Raw genomic sequence first — 24363 nt, forward strand, 5'->3', positions numbered from 1 at the left:
GCGGGGACGGGCTCCGGTGGTGCTCAGGGACGGATCAGTTCACCGCGCCGATGGAGACCGAGCCACGGCCGACGACCGCGCCCTCACTGGTCACCACGGCCAGCTCACCGAAGAGCGACCGGCCCGCCTGCGGGGTCGACGCCGCGGTCACCGTGCCGGTGAGGCTGGCGGTGGCACCGTGCGGCATCGGGGTCGCCGTGGTCGGGGCGGACAGGGTGCCCAGCGCCGCCGCCGAGAACGAGTCCCGGTAGTCGTACGCGGTGCTGGAGTCGGGGCCGTTCACCGCGTAGCCCTCGACGACCACCCGGTAGGTGCCCGCCGGCGGGTTGGCGATGGTCACCGCCTCCTCGGAGTCACCGTCGGCCGCCCGGCCGACCTCGGTGGCCCCACGGAAGACGTACAGGTCGAGGTCGGCGCCGACCTCGGCCGTGTTGCCGATCCGGGCGGTGAAGGTGGTCGCACCGGCCGGCACCTCGACGGTGTACTCCTGCGCGGCACCCTCACCGATCGTCGGCCGCGCGGCGTTGACGCTGGAGAGCGGGCCACCCCGGCCGGAGACCGAGACCGGGCCGAAGGTGTTGGTCAGCGACCAGGTCACCTGGGTCGGCTGGCCGGCGGTGACCGACGGCAGCTCGACGACGGCCGGCTCCACCTTGACGCCCTGGACCCGCACGTCGAGCTTGAACGGGTTGTTCAGGGTCGGCGAGGTCCGCCGCGACTCCACCTCGATCTCCCAGACCCCGGCGATCGGGTTCTGGTAGTCCCGCTCCTGCGGCTTGCAGGCGGCGGCGTCGGAGAAGTTGGTGTAGCAGCCGAGGCTGGAGGTGCTGTCGACCGGCACACCGTACGGGTTGAAGGCGATGAACCGGGTCTGCGAACCGGTGGCGATACCGGAGAGGTTCACCTGGAGCGCACCCGTGCCCGGGGGAACGGTCACGAAGTACGAGGTGAAGCCGTTCCGGTCCACGGAGCCCTCGGCCGAGTAGGCGAAGTCCGGGGCCGTCACGTCGTTCGAGGCGACCACCACGGTGGAGACCTCGAAGTCGACGACACTGGTCGCCGGGTCGTCGATCGTCATGATCGCGCCGTGCGCCCCGGCGGTGGTCGCCTTGGCGGTGACGTTGACCGTGACGGTCTTGTTCAGCGGCAGCGAGACGGACGTCGGCGCCTTGAAGGTGCCGTCGTTACCGCGCAGCTCGATGGTGTGCCGGATCGAACCGGCCGGGCCGCTGGCACGGGTGATCTTGACCGGGTAGGTCCGGCTCTGCCCGACCTTCTGACCGCCCTGGTTCGAGGCGCACCGGTTGAAGACACCGACGCCCTGGTCCGGGTTCGGCACGAACTGGCCCAGCGCGGCGTCGTACTTCGTCAGGAAGTCCGACAGCTCGGTGCAGACCGCCGCCTCGGAGGTGTAGGAGCGGGTCTCCACACCCTTGCGGAGCAGGCTCCACGCACCCGGCACGTTGACCATGCCGTAGCCCTGCGCGTACGTCGGGACGTCCGCGATCGGCTTGGCCGAGGTGTACAGCGCGCGGCGCAGCGCGGCCGGAGTGACACCGGTGCCGGTCGCCTTGGCGGCGGACAGCAGCAGCGCGGTGGCACCGGCGGCCTGCGGGGCCGCCATCGAGGTGCCGTTCAGCATCGCGTAGCCCGGGGGCAGCGGGTAGCCGGCCTCGGCGACCGGGCTGCCGGCCTGCCAGGTCGGCGCGGTGGAGATGGCCGAGCCCGGCGCGGCGACCTGCGGCTTGAGGCCGCCGTCCTCACGCGGGCCACGGGACGAGAAGTTGAACAGGGCGTTCTTCTTCCGCACCACCGAGCCGTAGTTGGCCAGCCAGGTGTCCTTGCTGATGCTGGCCGCGGTGCTGATCACGTTGGTGGCCACCGACGGGTCGCCGACCGTGTTCACGCCCGGTCCGGAGTTGCCGGCCGAGATGACGAGCTGGACGCCGTAGACCTCGATCAGCTGGTTGTAGAGCACCGCGCGGGCGTTCGAGCCGTCGTTCAGGGCCGGCAGGCCACCGATCGACATGTTGACCACGTCGACCTTGCGGTTGATCACCAGGTCGGCCATGCCGGTGGTCAGGGCGGCGAAGGTGCAGCCGCCACCCCACGAGCAGGCGCGGGCGGAGACCAGCTTGGCGCCGGGGGCCGCGCCGTCGAAGGCGGTGTTGCCGAGCATGTCGTTGGCGGCGGTGATGCCGGCGACGTGCGTGCCGTGGGTGCTCTCGACGATGCCGATGCTGACGTAGTCGACCAGGCCGGGGCCGCCCACCGGAGTGGTGTCGACGTCCTCGCGGTACTCGACCACGAACGGGATCTGCTCGCGGACCGGGGTCGCCGGGTTGTCGGTGCCGAAGCGGCCGACGTCGAACTTCTCCTTGTACGGCCGCATCAGGGCCTCGTCGGTGAAGTCGTTGTCCTGGTCGGCGTCCACCCAGATGTTGTGGGTCACCGGGTCGTACAGGATGCCGAAGGTGTCGGTGGTGTCGCCGTCGCGGTTGATGTCACCCGCCGGGTCGCTGGTCCGGGTGATCGACTCGCTGAACCGGTTGAACCGGTAGGTGCCGGCCGGGGCCTTGAAGGTGGCGGTGCCGACGGTGAACGTCGGGCCGGTCACCTCGGTGAGCATGGCCCGCCAGCTGGCGTCCTCCAGCGGGTCGGTCGCGGTCACCCAGTCGACGATCTTGCGCTCGCCGGTGGTGGTCTGCTGGAGCGCCGGGTGGTCGAGGTCCACACCGGAGTCCATGATGCCGATGGTGACGCCACGGCCGTCCCACTGCGGGTTGCTGGCCTTGAAGTTCTCGGCGCCGGTCTCGTTGGTCGGCATGTACGGGTTGACCGCGCCGGTGCCCGCGCCGGGGCCGCTGAGGGTCGTCCCCTGGACGGCGGATCGGCTGCCGGCCGGGGCCGCCTCGGGGGTCGGGTCGGGCAGCGGGATGGTCTCGTCGAGATCCACCGCGGCGACACCGGGCAGCCGGGCCGCCTTGAGCGCCTTGTCGGTGGGGACCTTGGCCAGGACGTAGCCGATGCTGTCGAAGCGCTGGCTGACCGCGCCGCCCAGCTTCTCCACGCCGTCGGCGACCTTCTTCGCCTCACCCTTGTCGGTGGCGACGATCATGGTGACGGTGGGGGCCTTCTTGGCCTCGGCCTCGGCCAGGAGCTTGGCGTCGTGCGAGCCCAGCGTCTCGGTGGCGGTAGCCGGAGCGGCGTCGGGCGCGGAGGGAGTGGCACTCGCGGTGGCTGCACCACCCGCCCCGGTCATGGCGCCGGCCGCCACGACGGACGCGAAGAGCGCGGCGGAGGTACGCCGGCTCAGGTTGCGGGGTTTACTCACGTTCTCTTTCCTCCAGAGAACAGGGCTCTGCGATGCAGAGCACTCGTGAGCGTGATCTTTCGTGGTGGTTGGAGTCGATGTCACTACTCCGAAGTAGGTTGTGACCACCTCGTGACGTGATTCGGTCCACCCCGTCACGGGAAAAGTGCTAGTCGTCGATGGTGGTGGGCCGAACGGGCGAAGTGGACGCCGAACCGGCGGATTCGACCAGCTCCGGGGCCTGCGGCTGGCGGGGTGCCAGCTCCACCTGGGCGGGCGTCGGTATCTCCCGGTCGGAGACCCCCAGCTCGGCCAGCTTGCGGGCACTGACCAGCACCCGCGCCTCCAGCGAGCCGACCGCCCGGTTGTACGCGGTCACCGCCGCGCCCAGCGAATTGCCGAGCCGGCCGACGTGGTCGCCCAGCGTGGACAGCCGGCCGTACAGCTCCCGGGCCAGGGCGTGCACCGCCACCGCGTTGCGGGCCAACGCCTCCTGCCGCCACGAGTACGCCACCGTCCGCAGCAGCGCCACCAGGGTGGCCGGGGTCGCCAGCACCACGTTGCGCCCGAACGCGTGCTCCAGCAGCGTCGGGTCGTGCTGCAACGCCACGTCCAGGAACGGATCGGCCGGCACGAACAGCACCACGAACTCCGGAGTGTCGTCGAACGCCGTCCAGTAGGACTTGGCCGCCAACGCGTCCACGTGCGCCCGGAGGTGCTTCGCGTGCGCCCGCAGACGCGCGTTGCGCTCCCGGTCGTCCCGTGCCTCCATCGCGGTCAGGTACGCGTCGAAGGGGGCCTTGGCGTCCACCACCACCGACCGCCCACCGTGCAACCGGACCACCAGGTCGGGGCGGACCTGCCGGTCGTCACTGGTGGTGGTGACCTGTTCGGCGAAGTCGCAGTGCTCCAGCATGCCGGCGGCCTCGACGATCCGGCGGAGCTGGTGCTCGCCCCACCGCCCGCGCACCTGGGGCGCGCGCAGCGCCGCCACCAGCTGCTTGGTCTCGGTACGCAGCTCACCGGAGACCACGCCCATGGCGCGCACCTGCTCGCGCAGCTCGGCGTAGGCGTCGACCCGGTCCCGTTCCAGTTCGGTCACCCGGGACTCGTAGCGGCGCAGGGTCTCGTGCAGCGGCGCGACCGCCCGGGCCACCGCCTCCTGCGACTGGGCGGTCGCCTCGTAGTTCAACGCCCGCATCGACTGCTCCAGCCGGCCCTCGCCCTCCCGGGCGGCGGTCAGGGTGGCGTCCAGTCGGGCGATCTCCGCCGCCGCGCGGGCCCGCGCCGCGAACCAGCCGACCGCGCCGCCGGCACCGAGGCAGACCACCACCACGGCCAGCGTCGAGAAGTCCATCCCCCGAGCTTGCCAAAACGGGTACGGCGTGACGAGCAGGGGTACGTTCGGGCCATGGACACGCTGGTCTTTCTCGGCGTCCTCGCCGCGCTGCACGTGGCCGGGTTCGTCTGGTGGCAGTGGAACAGCGCCCGGAACCGGGCCCGGGAGATCGGCGACGCCCGCGCCGAGGCGCGTGTGTGGTACGAGCGCCTCGGCGCCCAGGTGATGAACCTGCACGGCGACGTTCCGGTGGTCCGTCAGGCGCTGGTCGACGCCGCCGAGCGGTACAACGCGGCCGGCGGTCAGTTGGAGCAGGCCCGTACGGTCCGGCAGTACCAGCTCGCCCGGGAGACCGCCCTGGAAGGGCTCGCCCACGTCCGGGCCGCGCGGACGGCGCTCGGCCTCGACCCCGGACCGGGGCAGGCCGCCGACGGTGCGCGGCAGTGGTAGCAGGGGACCCCTCCTCACCAAAAAGCGGTAGGAAGGGTCCCCTGCTACCAACCCGGCCGTGCTGGTACGACCACCCGTCAGCCGGTGTTGCGCATCCCGGCGGCGATGCCGTTCACCGTGGTGAGCAGGGCGCGCTCCAGGGCCGTACCGTCGCTGGGTGCCCGCCGCCCGCCCGGCGCGGTGGCCACCGCCCGACCGGCCGCCCCGGAGTCGCGGTACTGCCGCAGCAGCGCCACCTGGAGGTGGTGCAGCGGTTCGAGGTAGGTGTCCCGAACCGCCAGGGTGCGCTGGAGCACCGGGGAGTTCTCCAGCAGGGCGGGCGAGCCGGTCACCCCCAGCACCTCCTGCCGGGTCAACTCGTACTCCTGCTCGATCTTGTGGAAGATCGGGTGCAGTGGCTCCGGGACCAGGGTCTCCACGTACCGGCGGGCGATGGTCAGGTCGGTCTTGGTCAGCATCATCTCGACGTTCGACAGGAACGTGCGGAAGAAGTGCCAGTTGCGGTGCATCTCGGCGAGCACGTCGGACAGCCCCGCCTCGCGGGCGGCGGCCAGCCCGGAGCCGACCCCGAACCAGCCGGGAACGATCTGCCGGGTCTGCGTCCAGCCGAACACCCAGGGGATCGCCCGCAGTCCGGCCAGGCCCGCGCCGGTGTTCGGCCGCTTCGCTGGCCGGGAGCCGATGTTCAACGCCCCGAGCAGCTCGGTCGGGGTCGACGCCCAGAAGTACGCCGGCAGGTCCGGGTCCTCCACGAGGGACCGGTAGCGGCGGTAGGCCGACCCGGAGACCACGTCCATCGCCGCGTCCCAGCGTTCCAGCATCTCGGCCGGCTGCCGGGGAGCGGTGTGCAGCAGCGTCGCCTGGAGCACGGCGGCCAGGGTCAGCTCCAGGTTCTCCCGGGCCAGCGAGGGCAGGGTGTACTTGTCGGAGATGACCTCGCCCTGCTCGGTGACCTTGATCGCGCCGTCCAGCGTGCCGTACGGCTGGGCCAGGATCGCCTCGTGGGTGGGGCCGCCGCCCCGGCCGACCGTGCCGCCCCGGCCGTGGAACAGCCGCAGGTGCACGCCGTGCCGGGCGGCCACGTCCCGCAGCGCCCGCTGCGCCCGGTGGATCGACCACTGGCTGGTGGTGATGCCGGCCTCCTTGTTGGAGTCGGAGTAGCCGAGCATCACCTCCTGCACGTCGTCGCGGGCCGCCACCAGCTGCCGGTACGCGGGCAGCGACAGCAGCTCGTCGAGCAGTTCACCGCCGGCGTTCAGCTCGGCCGGGGTCTCCAGCAGCGGTACGAAGCCGATCCGCGCCCGCCCGCTGTGCACGTCGACCAGACCCGCCTCGCGGGCCAGCACCACGGCGGCGAGCACGTCGTCCACGCCGAGGGTCATCGAGACGATGTACGACTCGATGACCTCGGTGCCGAACCGGTCCTGTGCCTCCCGGACCGCGCCGAAGACGTCGAAGGTCTTCCGGGCCGCCTCGGTCAGCGGGGTGTCCGCCGTGGAGAGCGGCCGGCGGCCGGTCAGCTCGTCGGCGAGGAGCTTCGTCCGCTCCAGCCGGGTCAGCGACGGGTAGTCGTCCACCTCGCCGACGGCCTTGTAGAGCTGGGCGAGCACGGCGTGGTGCGCCTCGGCGTGCTCGCGGATGTCCATCGTCGCCAGGTGCAGGCCGAACGCCGAGACGGTCCGGATCGTCGAGGCGAGCCGCCCCACGGCGGTGAGCTGCCCGGAGTTGCGGGCCAGTGAGGCGCGCAGCAGCTCCAGGTCGGCGACCAGCTCGGCGGAGCCCCGGTAGTCCCGCCCCGGCACGTGCGGAGTGCCCTGGCGCAGCCGCTGCCGGGTGTTGGCCAGCTTCGCCTTCACACACCGGGCCTTGAGCCGGTACGGCTCCTCGGCGTTGACCCGGCGGAACCGGGGGGCCACCTCGGGCAGCGCGTCGAGGTCGGTGGCGAGGCTCGCCGACAGGTCGAGCGAGACGCCACGCAGCCGGCGGGAGACCGACACCTCGTTGATCAGGTGGTCCATCGCCCGCTCGGTGGCGGCGATGCCGTGCTCGTGCTGGATGACCAGCACCTCGCGGGTCACCGCCGCGGTGACGAACGGGTTGCCGTCCCGGTCGCCGCCGATCCACGTGCCGAAGGTCAGCGGCCGGGCGGTCGGCGAGGTCTCCACCCCGAGGGTGCGCAGCGTGTCGGCCAGGTCGTCGAGGACCTGCGGCGCGGCCTCGGCGTAGAGGTCGCGCAGGTAGTAGATGGCGTTACGCGCCTCGTCGGTCGGATCCGGCCGGTCCAGCCGCAGCTCGTCGGTCTGCCACATCAGGTCGAGCAGTTCGGCGAGGCGGCGGTTCGCCGGCCCCTCGTCGCTCGCGCCGTAGAGGATCGCGTTGGCCGTCTCGGTGTCCAGTTCGTCGGCGATGGCCCGGAGCTTGGACAGGATCGAGCGGCGGGCCGCCTCGGTCGGGTGGGCGGTGAAGACCGGCCGGACCGCGAGGCGGCGGGCCGCCCCGGCGATCTCCTCCGCCGGCACGCCCCGCTCGGAGATCATCGTGGCGGCCTGGTCCAGCCAGCCGCCCTGCACGGCGCGGCGACGGCGCAGGTCCCGCGCCCGGTGCACCTGCTCGGTGATGTTGGCCAGGTGGAAGTAGGTGGAGAAGGCCCGCGCCAGCTTGGTGCCGGTGGTCACGTCGAGGCCGCCGAGGCGGTGCGCGGCGGCCTCCGCGTCGGTGCGGACCAGGGCGCGGATCTCCTCGACCAGGTCGAGCAGCGGGCGCCCCTCCTGCCGGGCCAGGGTCTGCCCGAGCAGGGTCCCCAGTCGGCGGATGTCGGCGCGCAGCGCGGCGTCCGGCCCGTCGTGGTCGTGCTGGTCGGTCACGGGATGCGCTCCTTACGTGAGGACGAAGGACAGCGCTGTCCGACTCCCTGGATCGTATCCGCGTCGTCCCCGCGCGGGGGGTGCGGCCCTGAGATGTGGCTCATTGCGTGGGAATCCCCAGGTGTGCGGGGACGACGACGGAAAACCGGTTGGGACGCCCCGATAGCGTCGGACCATGGTCAGCCACACGTACCCGCCCAAACCACGCCCCGGGGACCGGGTCGCGGTGGTCTCCCCGTCCGCCGGCCTGCCGGCGGTCTTCCCGCACGTGTACGAACTCGGTCTGCGCCGGCTCCGGGAGGATCTCGGGCTGGAACCGGTCGAGTACCCGACCACCCGGGTCATGGACGCCGACCCCCGGGACCGGGCCCGGGACCTCACCGCCGCCTTCGCCGACCCGTCGGTCACGGCGGTGCTCGCCACCGTCGGCGGCGACGACCAGATCACCGTCGTCCCGCACCTGGACGACGCGGTGCTGCGGGCCAACCCGAAGCCGTACTTCGGCTACTCGGACAACACCAACCTGCTCAACCACCTGCACCGGCTCGGCATCGTCGCGTACCACGGCGGGTCGGTGCTGGTGCACCTCGGCCGGCCCGGCGCGGCGCACCCGCTGACCATGGAGTCGCTGCGTGCCGCGCTGTTCACCAGCGACTGGTACGAGCTGCGTCCGGCCCGGCAGTGGGGTGACCAGCCGGGCGACTGGAACGACCCGTCGACGCTGGACACCGAGCCGCCGATGCTCCCGGGCACCGGCTGGACGTGGGGCGGGCCGCAGCGCACCGTCGAGGGGCCGGCCTGGGGCGGCAACCTGGAGATCCTGCACTGGTTGGCCGCCGCCGACCGGATCGCCCCGGCCGCCGAACTGGCCGGCTCGGTGTTCCTGGCGGAGACCTCGGAGGAGCTGCCGTCGGCCGTCGAGGTGTACCGGATGCTGCGCAACCTGGGGGAGCGGGGGCTGCTCGCCGGCTTCCCCGCCGTCCTGGTCGGCCGGGCCAAGGCCTGGGACTTCGCCCGGCCGCACACCGAGGCGCAGCGCCGCGAGTACGCCGACGCACAGCGGGACGCGGTCAGCCGGGCGTTGCGCGAGTACGCCCCGGAGGCGGTGGTGGTCTTCGACGTCGACCTCGGCCACACCGACCCGCAGCTGATCGTCCCGTACGGCGGCACGGTCCGGGTCGACGGTGTGACCCGTCGGATCACGGTCCGCTACTGAGAGCACCCCGGTCGCGGGCGGGTCAGAGGGCGATGGGGCAGCGGCCGGCGCTGTAGTGGGTCACCGCCGCCACGATCTCCTGCTCGGAGCGGTCCGCGAAGTTCAGCGTCGACACCAGACCGGAGCCGTAGAAGGCGTTCAGCATGCTGCTGTCCAGGGCGGTGTACGCCCCGAGGTTCTGCAACATGCGCGGATCGCGGAGCTGGACGACCAGCATCTTCTCCAGGCTCCACCGGCGGCGACGGACCTGCGCGACCGCCTCCCAGGGCACCCAGACCGCCTGACCACGGGTCGGCCGGGTCCGGATCCACAGCCCGGCAGGGCTCAGGGCCAGCACCGGGCCACCCGAGGCGATCATCCACAGTTGGATCCCGAGCGGCAGGGCGATCGCCATGAGCAGGCAGACCAGGATGCCGGCGATGCCGAGGACGGCGTTGGCCCGGGTGTCCGGGTCGGTGGAGTTCGCCATGCCGATGCCGGCGAGGCAGACGATCGGGCTGAGCAGGACCAGCACCACCGCGCCCATGGTCAGGCCCCGTTTGGCGGCGCTCGGGCGTACCACGAAGGGTTGGTCCTCCGGGATGCGCTTGGCCGTCGGGGCCGGCGGGGGCGGATAGCCCGGATGACCCGCCGGGAAACCGGGCACCGGAGCCCCGGGCTGCGGGTATCCCGGCGGCACGTTGCCGTACGGCGGTTGTGGCACGTTGCCGTACGGCGGGTGGCCGTACGGGGGCTGCGGCGGGTGGCCGGGCGGAGGAGGGGTGGTCAACGGGGTACTCCAACGTTTCGGCAGGACACGGGCGCCCAGCGTACGACGGGTCCGCCCGCCGGGGGCGGCGCGACCACGCGTACGGGAGACGGGCGCCGGACGGGGCGCCGTACGCACGCACGGCACCTCCGTCCGACGCTGCCGCCGGCCTGGTACGGGCCGGCGGCGGTCGGGCCGGGGCTGCGGGCCTCCCCGAACAGGTCCGCGCACCCCGCACGGCCAGCCTCGGCCGGTCACGACCGGTCCCGATGGCCCTGCCGACCGGCCCCGGCCGACCGGCGACCGGACCCGGATGTCATCCTCCGTCGACGGCGGATGCGGACTCTTGAACATCGTTGCTCGGTTGACCGGCCGGCAGCCCGGAGTCGGTCGGCCGGCGGCGGAGGCCCCACCCGCAGTCGGTCAGCCCGCCGGGGGTGAGCCGCGGGAGGGCATGCCCGAGGTGGTCCGGGCCGGGTCGGGGGCGAGGAGCCGGCGCAGTCGGGCCGGCGGCTCACCCACCTGGGCGCGGACCGTCCGGGTCAGATGGGCCTGGTCGGCGAAGCCGTACTCGGCGGCCATCTCCCGCAGCGGCGGTGCGTCCCCGCTGGCCAGCGTGTGCAGCACCGCCCGCACCCGCAGGTCGTTGCGGTAGCTGGTGAGGCTGCGGCCGGTGACCCGCTGGAACACCCGGCTCAGGTGGTGCGGCGAGCAGCCGACCTGCCGGGCCACGTCGGTGAGCCCCAGGGCGAACCCGGACGCGGCGAGCACCTGCCGGGCCTGGTCGGCCAGGCGGCGGTGCGCGGCCAGGGTGGCCGGCCGCTGGGCGACGGCCCGGTCCAGATCCGCGCCCGGGTCGCCGGTCCGCAGCGGGCTCGCGGTCAGCACGCCGGCCAGGAACCGGTGCACCCGTTCGGTGAGTTCGAAGCGGTCGACGCCCCGACGGGCGCGGGCGACCAACTGCCGGTGCTCCAGGTCGAGCCGGCCGTCCAGGAGGCCGTCCCAGCCGAGCCGGTCGAACCACATCCGCGCGTCCGGGCGTTCCCCGAGCACCTCGGCCGGGATCTCCAGGCAGGTGTAGACGTCACCGCAGCCGAGCGGGTGGGCCACGGACATCTCGTCGCCGGGGCGGGTGAGCAGCACCGACGTGGGGTCGACGAAGGTGACCCGGCCGTTGACCCGGCGGAGGAACGCGCCGGAACGTTGCAGGTACACACGGTAGCCGAGGTCCGGCACCGGCCCGATCCAGCCGGGCGCGTCCAGGAGGCACTCGACCTCGTACATCGTCATGCCGTCCGGCAGGCCCAGCCCGCGCCAACGGCTGTGTGACGTCCGCTGGCGCGGGTCGTCGTCGAACGTCTGCGGCATCGATCCTCCCCGTGACCCGGTACCGCTGGCACCGGTCGGATTGTCCGTCCCCGCGAGATAGGCTGACATCCGTACACCCCCCGTCCGGCCGGGCGCGGGGTACCTGTTCGTGTGCCAGCAGCCCCACCGGGCGTGCTCCTCCGGCGACACTCACTGGAAGTGGTTCACATGCTCACCGGTCTCTTCTCCGCCGCCCTGGCCGACCCCGGACTGGCCCGGGCACGTGACCTGGCGCGCTCCGGGGCCGCGCAGGCCGACGGACTCGACCTCACCGCCCCGCCGGCCCTGCGCCCGTTCGCGGTGGCCGCGGTGGCCGCCGACGCGGCCGGGCCGCAGGGTGGGGCCGGGCGCCCGGTGCTCGCCGTCACCGCCACCACCCGGGAGGCCGACGACCTGGCCGCCGCGCTGGGCAGCCTCCTCCCGTCCGCCCAGGTGGCGGTCTTCCCCTCCTGGGAGACGCTGCCGCACGAGCGGCTCTCGCCCCGTTCCGACACGGTCGGCCGGCGGCTGGCGGTGCTGCGCCGGCTCGCCCACCCGGACGCCGTCGACGCGCACGGTCGCAGCGGGCCGTTGCGGGTGGTCGTCGCGCCCGTCCGGTCGCTGCTGCAACCGCAGCTCAAGGGCCTCGGCGACCTGGAACCGGTGCAGCTCGCCCCCGGCGGGGAGGCCGACCTGGAGGGCGTCGCCCGGCGGCTCGCCGACATGGCGTACGCGCGGGTCGACCTGGTCACCAAGCGGGGCGAGTTCGCCGTACGCGGTGGCATCCTCGACGTCTTCCCACCCACCGACGAGCACCCGTCCCGGGTCGAGTTCTGGGGCGACGAGGTGGAGGAGATCCGTACCTTCGCCGTCGCCGACCAGCGCACCATCGAGGCGTCCCCGCGACTGTGGGCCCCGCCCTGCCGGGAGCTGCTGCTCACCCCGGCGGTGCGGAAGCGGGCCGCCGCCCTGGCGGTCGAGCATCCCGAGCTGGCCGAGATCCTCGACAAGCTGGCCGAGGGCATGCCGGTCGAGGGGATGGAGTCGCTCGCGCCGGAGCTGGTCGGGTCCGACTCGATGGAACTGCTGCTGCACTGCATGCCGGCCGGCACGCACGTCCTGCTCTGCGACCCGGAGCGGATCCGCACCCGCGCGCACGACCTGGTGCGTACCTCCGACGAGTTCCTCCAGGCCAGCTGGGCCGCGGCCGCCGTCGGGGGCCGGGCCCCGGTCGACCTCGGCGCCGCCGCCTTCAAGACCCTGGCCGAGGTACGCTCGGCCGCCGCCGCGCTGGGCCAGCCCTGGTGGACGCTGTCGCCGTTCGGCCTGGTCGAGTCCGACGGCGCCCCGGCGCGCCAGCCCTGGGAGGACGAGCCGGCCGAGGCCGACGTCACCCCCGACGACGCCATCGCGGTGACCCTGGCCGCGCAGCCGGCCCCGCTCTACCACGGCGAGACGCCCCGGCTGGTCGACGACCTGAAGCGCTGGGCCGGCGAGGGCTGGTCGATCGCGCTGGTCTTCGAAGGGCACGGCCCCGCCCAGCGGGCCGTCGAGGTGCTCCGCGACGCCGGCCTGGGTGCCCGGCTCACCGAGGAGGTGCCGACCGCCCCCGCCCCGGGCGAGCTGCTGGTCACCTGCGGCTCGCTCAGCCAGGGCTTCGTCGACGAGGCGTCCCGCTTCGTCCTGCTCACCGGCGACGACGTCACCGGTGGCCGGGGCACCTCCACCCGGGACATGCGCAAGCTGCCCAGTAGGCGGCGCAACACCATCGACCCGCTGGAGTTGAAGGCCGGCGACCACGTCGTGCACGAGCAGCACGGCATCGGCCGCTACGTCGAGCTGGTGCAGCGGACGGTCAACGGCGCGAGCCGGGAGTACCTCGTCATCGAGTACGCCCCGAGCAAGCGCGGACAGCCCGGCGACCGGCTCTTCGTCCCCACCGACCAGCTCGACCAGCTCTCCCGGTACGTCGGCGGCGAGCAGCCGGCCCTGCACAAGATGGGTGGCGCGGACTGGCAGAAGTCCAAGGCCCGCGCCCGCAAGGCGGTCAAGGAGATCGCCGCGCAGCTCATCCAGCTCTACGCCGCCCGTAAGGCGTCCAGGGGGCACGCGTTCGGGCCGGACACCCCGTGGCAGCGGGAGCTGGAGGACGCCTTCCCCTGGCAGGAGACCCCCGACCAGCTCGCCGCCATCGAGGAGGTCAAGCGGGACATGGAGCAGACCGTCCCGATGGACCGGCTGATCTGCGGCGACGTCGGCTACGGCAAGACCGAGATCGCGGTACGGGCGGCGTTCAAGGCGGTGCAGGACGGCAAGCAGGTGGCCGTACTGGTGCCGACCACGCTCCTGGCCCAGCAGCACTACAACACCTTCGCCGAGCGGATGAGCCAGTTCCCGGTCGAGATCCGGCAGCTCTCCCGCTTCCAGACGCCGAAGGAGGCCGAACGGACCATGGAGATGGTCACCGCCGGCAGCGCCGACATCGTGATCGGCACCCACCGGCTGCTCTCCGCGTCGACCCGGTTCAAGTCCCTCGGCCTGGTGATCGTCGACGAGGAGCAGCGGTTCGGCGTCGAGCACAAGGAGCACCTGAAGTCGCTGCGCGCCTCGGTGGACGTGCTCAGCATGTCGGCCACCCCGATCCCGCGGACCCTGGAGATGGCGATCACCGGTATCCGGGAGATGTCCACCATCGCCACGCCCCCGGAGGAGCGGCACCCGGTGCTCACCTTCGTCGGGGCGTTCGACGAGCGGCAGGTGGCCGCCTCCATCCACCGCGAGCTGCTCCGCGACGGTCAGGTGTTCTACCTGCACAACCGGGTTGAGTCGATCGACAAGGCGGCCCGGCGGATCCGGGAGATGGTGCCCGAGGCCCGGGTCGCGGTGGCACACGGCCAGATGGGCGAGGACGCCCTGGAGAAGGTCATGGTCGGCTTCTGGGAGAAGGAGTTCGACGTCCTGGTCTGCACCACGATCGTGGAGTCCGGCATCGACATCCCGAACGCGAACACGCTGATCGTGGAGCGGGCCGACCTGCTCGGCCTGGCCCAGCTGCACCAGATCCGGGGCCGGGTCGGCCGGGGCCGGGAGCGGGCGTACGCGTACTTCCTCTACCCGCCGGACAAGCCGCTGACCGAGCACGCCCACGAGCGGCTGGCCACCATCGCCCAGCACACCGAACTGGGCGCGGGCATGTACGTGGCGATGAAGGACCTGGAGATCCGGGGCGCGGGCAACCTGCTCGGCGGCGAGCAGTCCGGCCACATCGAGGGGGTCGGCTTCGACCTGTACGTCCGGATGGTCGGCGAGGCGGTGCAGGCGTTCAAGGGCGAGCGTCCCGAGGAGGAGACCGACGTCAAGATCGACCTGCCGGTCGACGCGCACCTGCCGCACGACTACGTCGGCGTGGAGCGGTTGCGCCTGGAGATGTACCGCAAGCTCGCCGAGGCGCGCGACTCCGAGCGGCTGCGTGAGGTGGCCGCCGAGATGACCGACCGGTACGGCGAGCCGCCGGCCCCGGTGCAGAACCTGATCGCGGTGGCGAGGTTCCGGCTGCTGGCCCGCCGCTACGGCCTGACCGACGTCAGCATGCAGGGCAAGCACATCCGGTTCGGCCCGCTGCCGCTGCCCGACTCCAAGCAGCTGCGGCTCAAGCGGTACCACCCGGACTCGGTCTACAAGTCCGCCCTCGACCAGGTCAGCGTCCCGAGGCCCAGCACCCGCCGGGTTGGTGGCGAGCCGCTGCGCGACCAGGCCCTCCTGGAGTGGTGCGCCCAGCTCCTCGCTGACGTCCTCGGCCCCCCGGCCGGCGCCTCCGCCAGCCCGGTGGGGGCGGGGGTGGACGCGGCAGGGCGTCGGGGCGTGAGAGAGTGACCGTCATGCGTGCTCGCCGTCTTGTCGCCGTCGCCAGCGTGGCGGTCGGCCTCGTCGCCCTCTCCGGTTGTCGTTCCGAGCCCGGGGTCGCCGCCTATGTCGGCGACCAGCGGATCACCGAGGACGCGGTGACCCGCATCCTGGACGAGCTGCGGGACGACGCCGCCGCGTCGACCCCGCAGCGGCCGGCCACGGACCAGCCCGCTGGTCAGCCGGGTGCCCCCGAGCAGCGCCTGCCCGGCCGGAGCGAGGTGGTCAGCACCCTGGTCCTCGGCCAGGTCTGCCAGCGGCTCTCCGCCGACAAGGGCTACCGCCCGCAGAACCAGGTGCCGGTCGAGCAGGTCAGCCAGCAGCTCGGCTACCCGACGGACACGACGTACCCGCAGCGGGTGGCGGAGCTGTACACCTGCCTCTCCGGGGTGCCGAGCGGGCAGCCGGTCGCGCCGACCGAGCAGGAGATGGTCGACCTGGTCAAGGCGGGCAAGAAGGCCGGTGCCATCCCCGAGGAGGTGACCGTCGAGCAGGCGGCGACCCAGCTCGACGGGCAGCAGCTGCGCAGCGCGCTGGCCACCCGCAACGCGCTCGCCGAGGCGGTCGAGGGGTACGACGTCACGGTCAACCCGCGTTACCGTCCGCTCGCCTTCCCGGTGCTCAGCTTCGCCGGCAACGTGGCGGCGGTCAGCGTGCCGCTGGGTGAGGCCGGCTCCGACGCGGTGACCGACGACGCCTGAGCATGACCGTCGCAACGCGCACGACCGCCGTAACGCGCACGACCGCCGTAACGCGCACGACCGCCGTAACGCGCTCGACCGCCCGGAGCAGCCGATGACCGGGCGGATCGTGCTGCTGGTCACCTCGCCCCGGCTGCCGGCCGGGCTGTTGACCGCCGCGGCCTGGGACGTCGTACGCGCGCATCCGGTCCTGACCGGGGCGGAGAGCGAGGCGACCACGGCGCTGCGGACGGCGGGCGCCGAGGTCACCGTGGTCGACGCGGCGGCCACCCCGGCGCTGCTCGACGCGGCGGCCCGGCACGGCACGGTGGTCTGGCTGGCCGGCCCGGCCGGCGACGAGACGCTCGCCCGCGAGTTGGGCCTGCGCCTGGCCCGGGAGCCGGGCCTGGCCGAGTTGGAGCTGATGTACGGCTCGTGGGACCCGCCGGGCGCGCGGCTGCTGGACGCGGTCGAGGTGATGGACCGGCTCGCCTCGCCCGGCGGGGACCCGTGGAAGCGGGCGCAGACCCACCGCAGCCTCTCCGGCTTCCTGCTGGAGGAGTGCTACGAGGCGTACGACGCGATCGTCGCGGGGGACACCGACGCGCTCCGCGAGGAACTGGGTGACGTGCTGCTCCAGGTGGTGCTGCACGCCCGGCTCGCGGAGGAACTGCCCGACGGCGAGCGGTGGAGCATCGACGACGTGGCCGGTGGCCTGGTCGACAAGATGATCCGCCGCAACCCGCACGTCTTCGCCGGGGCCGAGGCGGGCACCCTGGAGGAGATCACCGCCAGCTGGGAGCGGATCAAGCGGGCCGAGAAGGCCCGGGACTCGGTGCTGGACGGCATCGCCATGAGCCAGCCGGCCCTCGCCCTGGCCGCCAAGATCCTGGAGCGCGCCGGCCGGATCGGCCTGGCCGTGCCGCCCGGCGAGCCGGCCGAGAACGCCGACCCGGAGACCCGCCTCGGCGCGGAGCTGCTGCGGATCGTCGCCGAGGCCCGCGCCGCCGGCCTGGACCCGGAGGCCGCCCTCCGCCGCGCCACCCTCGCCCACGCCGCCACCATCCGCGCCGCCGAACCCCCCGCTTCCTGACCGGCACCATCCCCGAGGCCCCCGGGCGACACCACGTGCGGCAGCGGCCGGGTGGTGGGGCGGCTAGGGTCGGGGGATGTTCACCGAGCGGGCCGAACGGATCGTCGACGCGTTGCTGGAGAGTCGTCCGGAGCTGGCCTCCGCAGCGGGGGACCACCGCTACGACGACCGGCTGCCCGACTGGTCCGCCGACGCCGTCGCCGCCGACCGGGCGATGCTGCGGGAGGCGGCGCACGCGCTCGCCGAGGTGGACGCGGACTCCCTCCCGGTCGAGGAGTCGGTCGACCACGCCCTGCTCACCGCCCTGGTCGACCGGGAACTCTTCGAGTCGACCGAGATCCGGACGCACGAGTGGGACCCGCTGCGGCACAACCCCGGCCTGCTGCTGCACGCCCTGCTGTCCCGCCCGTACGCCCCGGTCGAGGTGCGGCTGACCCACCTGGCCGGGCGGCTGGCGGCCGTACCCGACGCCCTGGCTACCGCGCGCGCCACGCTGCGCGACATGCCGCGCATCCACGCCGAGACGGCGGTCGGGCAGTTCACCGGTACGGCGGCGCTGGTGCGCCACGAGGTGCCCGCGCTGCTGGCGCAGGCCCCGGCGCTCGGCGACCGGGTGGAGCCGGCGGCGCGGGCGGCGGTCGCCGCGCTGGAGGAGTTCGCCGACTGGCTGCGGGCCGGGCTGGCCGCCGACGACGGACCCGGCCCGGACCCCCGGCTCGGCCGCCGTCGCTGGGAGGCCCGGCTCTGGCACACCCTGGACACCGAGCTGCCCGCCGCCGAGGTGCTGCGCCGTGCCTGGGCCAACCTGGAGCGGGTGACCGAGGAGATCCGCGCGGCGGCCGTCGAGCTGGTCGGCGGTCCGGCCGACGACGAGACGGTACGCCGGGCGCTGGACCTGCTCGCCGCCGAGCACCCGGACGACCACACCATCGTCGACCTGGCCTCGGTCACCCTCGACGAGGCCACCGACTTCGTCCGGGCGCACGACCTGGTCTCCCTGGTCGACGACCCGTGCGTGATCCAGGAGATGCCCGAGTTCGCCCGGGGCGTGGCGGTGGCGTACTGCGACTCGCCCGGCGGGCTGGAGACAGCGGACCTGCCCACGTTCTACTGCATCGCGCCGACCCCGGCGGACTGGCCGGCGCACCGGGTGGCGTCGTTCTACCGCGAGTACAACGACCACATGATCCGCAACCTGACCGTGCACGAGGCGATGCCCGGACACTTCCTCCAGCTCGCCCACGCGCGGCGGTACGCCGGCACCACCCGGGTAAGGGCACTGGCCCGCTCCGGGCCGTTCGTCGAGGGCTGGGCGGTCTACGCCGAGGAGCTGATGGCCACCGCCGGCTTCGGTGGCCTGCCGGTGCGCCTGCAGCAGCTCAAGATGCAGCTGCGGATGACCATCAACGCGCTGCTCGACCAGTTGACACACTGCGAGGAACTGCCCGAGGCCGAGGCGATGGCGCTGATGACCGGCCGGGGCTTCCAGGAGGAAGGGGAGGCGGCCGGCAAGTGGCGGCGGGCGCTGCTCACCTCGACGCAGCTCTCGACGTACTTCGTCGGCTACGCCGAGATCGCGGAGATCGGCGCGGCCCGTCCGGCGCAGGGGCCGGTACGGCGGTGGCACGACGCGATGCTCGCCCACGACTGCCCGCCCCCGCGCCACCTGCGCACCCTGCTCGGGGTGTGAGGCGCACGCCGTACCGCCGAGGTGGTTGCAGGGGGCCCTTCCTACCGCTTTTTGTCGAACAGGGGTCCCCTGCAGCCACCCGACATCGAGCCCCGGCGGGACGGCGTCGGCTCTTGGCGGCGCGGGGTCAGCTCTTGGCGGGGCGGCGGTCGACCACGCCCGCGCCGGGCGGCAGGTCGAAGGCGGCGCCGTCGACGGAGTCGCGGATGCTGCTCAGCGCCAGCTCGGTCGGCTTGCCGTCGACCGCGCCGGTGAAACTGCCGAGCACACCGTCGCTGGTGACGCAGGCGGTGAACGGGGACACCTCGGCGGAGCGGACGTCGACGCAGGTGGCCGGGTGCCCGGCCAGCGTGGTGTCGCTCTGCTCGATCACCGCGTCCGGGTCGAGGGCGGCGGTGGTCAGCAGCCCCATGACCGCCGGCGGGGTGACCATGCCCTGCCGCTCGGCCTCGGTGAAGACGGCGACCGAGGGACGGCTGGCCGGGGTCGGCGGCAGGGTGAGCGTGCACACCGGCTTGCCGGTGGTCTGGCAGGTGGCGAGGGACTCGGCGTTGACGCTGATCTTGCCACCGGGGTACGTGTAGGCGGTGCGGACCGGGTCCTGGGACTGGGCGATCGACACGGTGCGACCGCCGGGAAGCTGGTACTCGGCGGAGTAGGTCAACTCGTGTGCGCTGTCCAGCCGGGCGGCCAGTTCGTTGACGAGGTCGCCCCGGCCGATCACGCGTCCGGTGTCGTCGAGGGCCTGGCAACCCGTGACGGTGAGCGACGCGATGACCGGTACGGCGAGCACGCGAAGAACAGTCGAGGCGGCGGGCATGATGCTCAGCCTTGCCGATCGGGTCCACCGATCGCAAACCGGTTGCCGGTTGAGCCGTGAGAATCCGGGAATGTCCGTCGGAACCGCCACCGGTGGTACACGGGCGACGCGGTGCCCACGAGCGTCGCCCGATACGCTGCGTTCAACGTCTGCCTCAGCCGCACCGTCGCGGCCCTACCGGACCGGACACTCTCACACGAACAACGAGGAGCGACTCAGTGGCAACCATCGAGGGAATCGTCGCCCGGGAGATTCTCGACTCGCGGGGCAACCCGACCGTCGAGGTCGAGGTCGGCCTGGACGACGGCACGGTGGCCCGCGCCGCGGTGCCCTCCGGCGCCTCCACCGGCGCTTTCGAGGCGATCGAACTGCGCGACGGTGACTCCGACCGCTACCTGGGCAAGGGTGTCGAGAAGGCGGTCGCGAACATCGAGGACAAGATCGTCGACCAGCTCGTCGGCTACGAGGCCAGCGAGCAGCGGCTGATCGACCAGAAGATGCTCGACATCGACGGCACGGACAACAAGTCCGAGCTGGGCGCGAACGCCATCCTCGGCGTCTCGCTCGCGGTGGCCAAGGCCGCGGCCGGCAGCGCCGAGCTGAGCCTCTTCCGCTACCTGGGCGGCCCGAACGCGCACCTGCTGCCGGTGCCGATGATGAACATCCTCAACGGTGGCGCGCACGCCGACTCGAACGTCGACGTCCAGGAGTTCATGATCGCCCCGATCGGGGCACCCAGCTTCCGTGAGGCGGTGCGCTCGGGCGCGGAGGTCTACCACGCGCTCAAGTCCGTGCTGAAGAAGCAGGGCCTCTCCACCGGCCTCGGCGACGAGGGCGGCTTCGCGCCGAACCTGCCCACCAACGCCGCCGCGCTGGACCTGATCGCCGAGGCGGTCGAGAAGGCCGGCTACCGGCTCGGCACCGACATCGTCTTCGCCCTGGACGTGGCCGCGACGGAGTTCTTCGACAACGGCACCTACACCTTCGAGGGCTCGCCGAAGAGCGCCGAGGAGATGAGCAACTACTACGCCAAGCTCGCCGGCGACTACCCGATCGTGTCGATCGAGGACCCGCTGGCCGAGGACGACTGGAGCGGCTGGGCCACCCTGACCGCCGCGCTCGGCGACCGGGTCCAGATCGTCGGCGACGACCTGTTCGTCACCAACCCGCAGCGCATCGCCCGGGGCATCGCCGAGAAGGCCGCGAACGCGGTGCTCGTCAAGGTCAACCAGATCGGCTCGCTCACCGAGACCCTCGACGCGGTCGACCTGGCCCACCGGGCCGGTTTCAAGTGCATGATGAGCCACCGCTCCGGCGAGACCGAGGACACCACCATCGCCGACCTGGCGGTGGCCACCGGCTGCGGCCAGATCAAGACCGGCGCCCCGGCCCGCTCGGACCGGGTCGCCAAGTACAACCAGCTCCTCCGGATCGAGGAGGAGCTGGCGGACGCGGCGCGGTACGCCGGTGCGGGTGCCTTCCCGCGCTACCGTTCCGCCTGACGGGCGCTGATGCGTCGGGGAGGGGTGTGACGACGATGCAGCCGCGCCGCACACCGGGCGGGCGCCCCGTCCGCCGGCCGGGTCATCCCGGCCGGCCCGGTGGGGCCCGCGTGCGGACCACCAGCCGGGATGGCGTCCGCGCCGAGTCGCGCGGCACCGCCGGTCGCGCTCCGGGCGCCGCCCGGGGTGCCGAGGGCGTACGCTCCGCGAGCCGCCCCGCGGCGGCCCGCCGGAAGGCCGCCGGTGGCACCGTCAAGCGGCTCACCGCACCCCGTCCCCGACGCTTCACCGGGCGGGCCACCGTGCTCTTCGCGGTGCTCATCGCGCTCGCCCTCGGCTACACCTACCCGGTCCGGGTCTACCTCGACCAGCAGGCCGACATCGAGCGGATGGAGGCGGCCCAGGCCGCCCAGCGGGAGCTGATCGAGGAGCTCTCCGTCGAGGCGGCCAAGTGGCAGGACCCGGCCTACATCGAGACCCAGGCCCGGGAGCGGTTCTTCATGGGCCGCCCCGGCGAGACGCTGGTGGTGGTGCTGAAGGGCCAGGCCCCGGCCGACCAGGGGACCGGTCCGCTGCCGCCCCGGTCCGAGCGTCCGCGCAGCGACGACCCGTGGTACGACACCCTCTGGTCGAGCATCGAGGCGGCCAACGCCGAGCGCCCCGACAAGTGAGCCCGGGATGGACCCGACCACCGGACGGGGCGAGCCCCCGGAAACCGCCGAACGCCCGGACGGGTGACCCCGGGACGCCGGGCGTGCGACCCACGACACCGGGCCCGGCCTCGACCTGGTCGCCCGGACGACCGAACAGCACCGACGAGAGATGACGACCGTGACACTCGTACCCCCGCCGGAGCCGGCGGCGGACTCCGTACCCCCGCCGAAGCGGGAGCCGGCGACCGAGGCCGACCTGGCGGCGGTGGCCGCCCAGCTCGGACGCCCGCCCCGGGGCACCCGCGCGGTGGCCCACCGCTGCCCGTGCGGCCTGCCCGACGTGGTGGAGACCACCCCCCGGCTCGCCGACGGCACCCCGTTCCCGACCCTGTTCTACCTGACCTGTCCCCGGGCCACGGTGGCGTGCAGCCGGCTGGAGTCGGCCGGGCTGATGAAGGAGATGGCCGAGCGGCTCGCCACCGACCCGGAGCTGGCCGCCCGCTACCGGGCCGCCCACGAGGACTACCTCGCCCGGCGGGAGGCGATCGGCCAGGTGCCGGAGATCGCCGGCATCTCCGCCGGGGGCATGCCGGGACGGGTGAAGTGCCTGCACGTGCACCTCGGGCACGCGCTCGGCGCGGGGCCGGGGGTGAACCCGTTCGGCGACGAGACGTTGGCGCTGGTGGAACGGTGGTGGGCCGCCGGGCCGTGCGTGGACGTGCCGGCGGACGAATGAGCAGCGAGGAGTTCGCCGTCCGGCGGGCGCGTACGTCGGACGTGCGGGGCATCCGCCGCCTGGTGGACACGTACACCGACGATCGGCGGCTGCTCAGCAAGGCCACCGTCACCCTCTACGAGGACGTGCAGGAGTTCCGGGTCGCCGAACGGGTCGTCGACGGCACCGTGGTGGGCTGCGGCGCGCTGCACGTGATGTGGGAGGACCTGGCCGAGATCCGGACGGTCGCGGTGGACCCGGCATGCCGGGGCCGGCAGCTCGGCCACCGGATCGTCGCCGACCTGATCGACGGAGCCCGCGAGCTGGGCGTGGGACGGATCTTCGTGCTGACCTTCGAGACCCGGTTCTTCGGCTCGTTCGGGTTCGAGGCGATCGACGGCGCGCCGGTCCCGCAGCCGGTCTACGAGCAGCTGCTGCGCTCGTACGACGAGGGTGTGGCGGAGTTCCTCGACCTGGAACGGGTCAAGCCGAACACCCTCGGCAACACCCGGATGCTGCTGCGCCTCTGACCGCCTCTGACCGCCTTGGGTGTTTGCAGGGGTCCCCTGTTACCGCATTTTGTCGAGCAGGGGTCCCCTGCAAACACCCCAGCGCTTGACCAGCACAGGCACTCTGGTCCGCATGATCGTCCTTCGTCGGCTGGCCGGGCTGGTCGGGGCACTGGTGAGCCTGGTCGCCCTGGTCGGGGTGGTCCGCCTGGTCGCGCCGGCCACCGCTGCGGGTGGCGAGCCGCCCGGAGTGGCCCGGCAACTGGCCTTCCTGCGGGCCGCCCTCGACGACGGCGCGGGCGAGGACGCCCAGACGCTCTTCCCCGAGGGGTACTTCTTCGCGCACGTCCTCTACGGACTCGCCCGGGTGGAGCTGGGCATGCGCGAGCCCGCGCGCCGGGAGGAGTCGTCGCGGGAGGCCCGCTGGGCGTTGGCCCGGCTGGAGTCGCCCGCCGGGGTGGCCCCGTTCGACCCGGCGCTCACCCCGCCGTACGGGGTGTTCCACCAGGGCTGGACGAACTGGCTGCGCGGCGGGGTGCTCGCCCTGCGCCCGGCGGACCGTCGCGACCCGGCCGAGGTGCGCCGCTTCGCCGAGACGTCCGCCGCGCTCGGCGCGGCCTTCGACGCGTCGACCACGCCGTACCTGGCCGCCTATCCGCAGCAGGCGTGGCCGGTGGACTCCACCGTGGCGGTGGCCTCGCTACGGCTGCACGACACGCTGCTGCCGCCCCGCTTCCAGGGCACCACCGACCGGTGGCTCGACGGGGTCCGGCAGCGGCTGGACCCGCGTACCGGACTGATGCCGCATCGGGTCGACCCGGTCACCGGCGCTCCGGCCGAGGTGGCCCGGGGCACCTCGCAGAGCGTCATCCACCGGTTCCTGCCCGAGATCGACCCGATCTTCGCCCGGCAGCAGTACCGCGCGTTCCGGGACCGCTACCTGGCCACGCCACTCGGGCTGGGCCCGGCGGTGCGGGAGTACCCGGAGGGGCTGGACGGCCCGGGGGACGTCGACTCGGGTCCGCTGCTGCTCGGGGTGAGCCTTTCGGCCACCGTGGTCACCCTCGGGGCGGCCCAGCGGCACGGCGACCACCGACTGGCCGGGGCGCTGGCGAACTACGGCGAGCTGGCCGGGGTGCCGGTGCAGACGCCGTGGACGAAGCGGTACGCCCTCGGGGCGATGCCGATCGGGGACGCATTCATGGCCTGGGCCAAGACCGCCCGCCCGTGGGTGCCCGACACCACGTCCCAACCGTCGCTGCCGGCCGGTGTCCCGCTCTGGTGGCGGCTGCCGCTGCTGTCCCTGCTGGTCGCGGTGGGCGTCGTGCCGTGGCTGCCGGCCCTGCTGCTCCGGTGGCGACGCCGACGGACCGGCACGCCGGCCGCCGTGGCCGGCCCGCCACCCACCCGGACCGGTACGCCGGCTGCCGGGGCCGGCCCGCCGCCGAACCCGCCGCCCACCCCGGCCGGGCCGCCGGCACCGGCCCGGCCGCTGCCGTAGGGTTGCTGCCGTGACGACGC

At 73.3% G+C, this 24363-nt stretch carries 16 protein-coding genes and 1 pseudogene; 11 read left to right on the top strand and 6 right to left on the bottom strand.

The window, feature by feature from the left end; translation table 11 throughout:
- Window positions 1-34: 34 nt before the first annotated feature.
- Together IGA62_RS17160 and IGA62_RS17165 are read right to left on the bottom strand one after the other, a co-directional pair.
- Entirely contained in the window at window positions 35-3334 is a 3300-nt protein-coding gene (locus IGA62_RS17160; RefSeq protein WP_145819939.1) for a S8 family serine peptidase, read from the bottom strand.
- A 148-nt stretch (window positions 3335-3482) separates the two neighbouring features.
- Complete coding sequence (locus tag IGA62_RS17165; protein WP_145819937.1) at window positions 3483-4670, bottom strand: DNA recombination protein RmuC; 1188 nt, start codon at window positions 4668-4670, stop codon at window positions 3483-3485.
- A gap of 54 nt (window positions 4671-4724) precedes the next feature.
- Here IGA62_RS17165 and IGA62_RS17170 point away from each other — a divergent pair.
- Window positions 4725-5069, top strand: a pseudogene (locus IGA62_RS17170) (hypothetical protein); the annotation flags it as partial.
- A gap of 110 nt (window positions 5070-5179) precedes the next feature.
- Here the strand turns inward: IGA62_RS17170 and ppc are convergent.
- Window positions 5180-7966 (bottom strand): phosphoenolpyruvate carboxylase, encoded by a 2787-nt coding sequence (gene ppc / locus IGA62_RS17175; protein WP_145819935.1) that lies wholly within the window; start codon window positions 7964-7966, stop codon window positions 5180-5182.
- 175 nt (window positions 7967-8141) lie between these two features.
- On the opposite strand from ppc, the gene IGA62_RS17180 reads away from it, so the two are divergent.
- On the top strand, window positions 8142-9182 hold the full coding sequence (locus IGA62_RS17180) for a S66 family peptidase (protein WP_145819933.1): 1041 nt from the start codon (window positions 8142-8144) through the stop codon (window positions 9180-9182).
- A 22-nt stretch (window positions 9183-9204) separates the two neighbouring features.
- Here the strand turns inward: IGA62_RS17180 and IGA62_RS17185 are convergent, their stop codons facing one another.
- Both IGA62_RS17185 and IGA62_RS30590 read right to left on the bottom strand, forming a co-directional pair.
- Window positions 9205-9951 (bottom strand): hypothetical protein, encoded by a 747-nt coding sequence (locus tag IGA62_RS17185; protein ID WP_145819931.1) that lies wholly within the window; start codon window positions 9949-9951, stop codon window positions 9205-9207.
- A gap of 402 nt (window positions 9952-10353) precedes the next feature.
- Window positions 10354-11298 carry a helix-turn-helix domain-containing protein gene (locus tag IGA62_RS30590; protein ID WP_145819929.1) on the bottom strand — a complete coding sequence of 315 codons (945 nt, stop codon included), beginning with the start codon at window positions 11296-11298 and terminating at the stop codon, window positions 10354-10356.
- Window positions 11299-11466: 168 nt separating this feature from the next.
- On the opposite strand from IGA62_RS30590, the gene mfd reads away from it, so the two are divergent.
- From mfd to IGA62_RS17210, 4 genes are all read left to right on the top strand, one after another.
- Window positions 11467-15150, top strand: coding sequence for a transcription-repair coupling factor (gene mfd, locus IGA62_RS17195; RefSeq protein WP_145819927.1), 3684 nt, complete (start codon window positions 11467-11469; stop codon window positions 15148-15150).
- A gap of 5 nt (window positions 15151-15155) precedes the next feature.
- A complete protein-coding gene (locus IGA62_RS17200; RefSeq protein ID WP_145819925.1) occupies window positions 15156-15881 on the top strand; it encodes a hypothetical protein in 726 nt (241 codons plus the stop codon).
- 94 nt (window positions 15882-15975) lie between these two features.
- Window positions 15976-16953 carry a nucleoside triphosphate pyrophosphohydrolase gene (locus IGA62_RS17205; RefSeq protein WP_091457173.1) on the top strand — a complete coding sequence of 326 codons (978 nt, stop codon included), beginning with the start codon at window positions 15976-15978 and terminating at the stop codon, window positions 16951-16953.
- 76 nt (window positions 16954-17029) lie between these two features.
- Complete coding sequence (locus IGA62_RS17210; protein WP_145819923.1) at window positions 17030-18643, top strand: DUF885 domain-containing protein; 1614 nt, start codon at window positions 17030-17032, stop codon at window positions 18641-18643.
- Window positions 18644-18770: 127 nt separating this feature from the next.
- Here IGA62_RS17210 and IGA62_RS17215 read toward each other — a convergent pair whose 3' ends face one another.
- Entirely contained in the window at window positions 18771-19463 is a 693-nt protein-coding gene (locus IGA62_RS17215) for a hypothetical protein (protein ID WP_145819921.1), read from the bottom strand.
- 218 nt (window positions 19464-19681) lie between these two features.
- On the opposite strand from IGA62_RS17215, the gene eno reads away from it, so the two are divergent.
- From eno to IGA62_RS17240, 5 genes are all read left to right on the top strand, one after another.
- Window positions 19682-20965, top strand: coding sequence for a phosphopyruvate hydratase (gene eno, locus IGA62_RS17220; protein WP_145819919.1), 1284 nt, complete (start codon window positions 19682-19684; stop codon window positions 20963-20965).
- A 35-nt stretch (window positions 20966-21000) separates the two neighbouring features.
- Window positions 21001-21636 (top strand): FtsB family cell division protein, encoded by a 636-nt coding sequence (locus IGA62_RS17225; protein WP_145822173.1) that lies wholly within the window; start codon window positions 21001-21003, stop codon window positions 21634-21636.
- 160 nt (window positions 21637-21796) lie between these two features.
- Window positions 21797-22354 (top strand): DUF501 domain-containing protein, encoded by a 558-nt coding sequence (locus tag IGA62_RS17230; protein WP_145822172.1) that lies wholly within the window; start codon window positions 21797-21799, stop codon window positions 22352-22354.
- Window positions 22351-22863 carry an amino-acid N-acetyltransferase gene (locus IGA62_RS17235; protein WP_145819917.1) on the top strand — a complete coding sequence of 171 codons (513 nt, stop codon included), beginning with the start codon at window positions 22351-22353 and terminating at the stop codon, window positions 22861-22863. The genes IGA62_RS17230 and IGA62_RS17235 overlap by 4 nt, the downstream gene beginning before the upstream one ends.
- A 112-nt stretch (window positions 22864-22975) precedes the next feature.
- Window positions 22976-24343 carry a hypothetical protein gene (locus IGA62_RS17240; protein WP_186500038.1) on the top strand — a complete coding sequence of 456 codons (1368 nt, stop codon included), beginning with the start codon at window positions 22976-22978 and terminating at the stop codon, window positions 24341-24343.
- Window positions 24344-24363: the final 20 nt, after the last annotated feature.

It is taken from the genome of Micromonospora sagamiensis (genome assembly GCF_014680085.1).
Classification (GTDB): domain Bacteria; phylum Actinomycetota; class Actinomycetes; order Mycobacteriales; family Micromonosporaceae; genus Micromonospora; species Micromonospora inyonensis.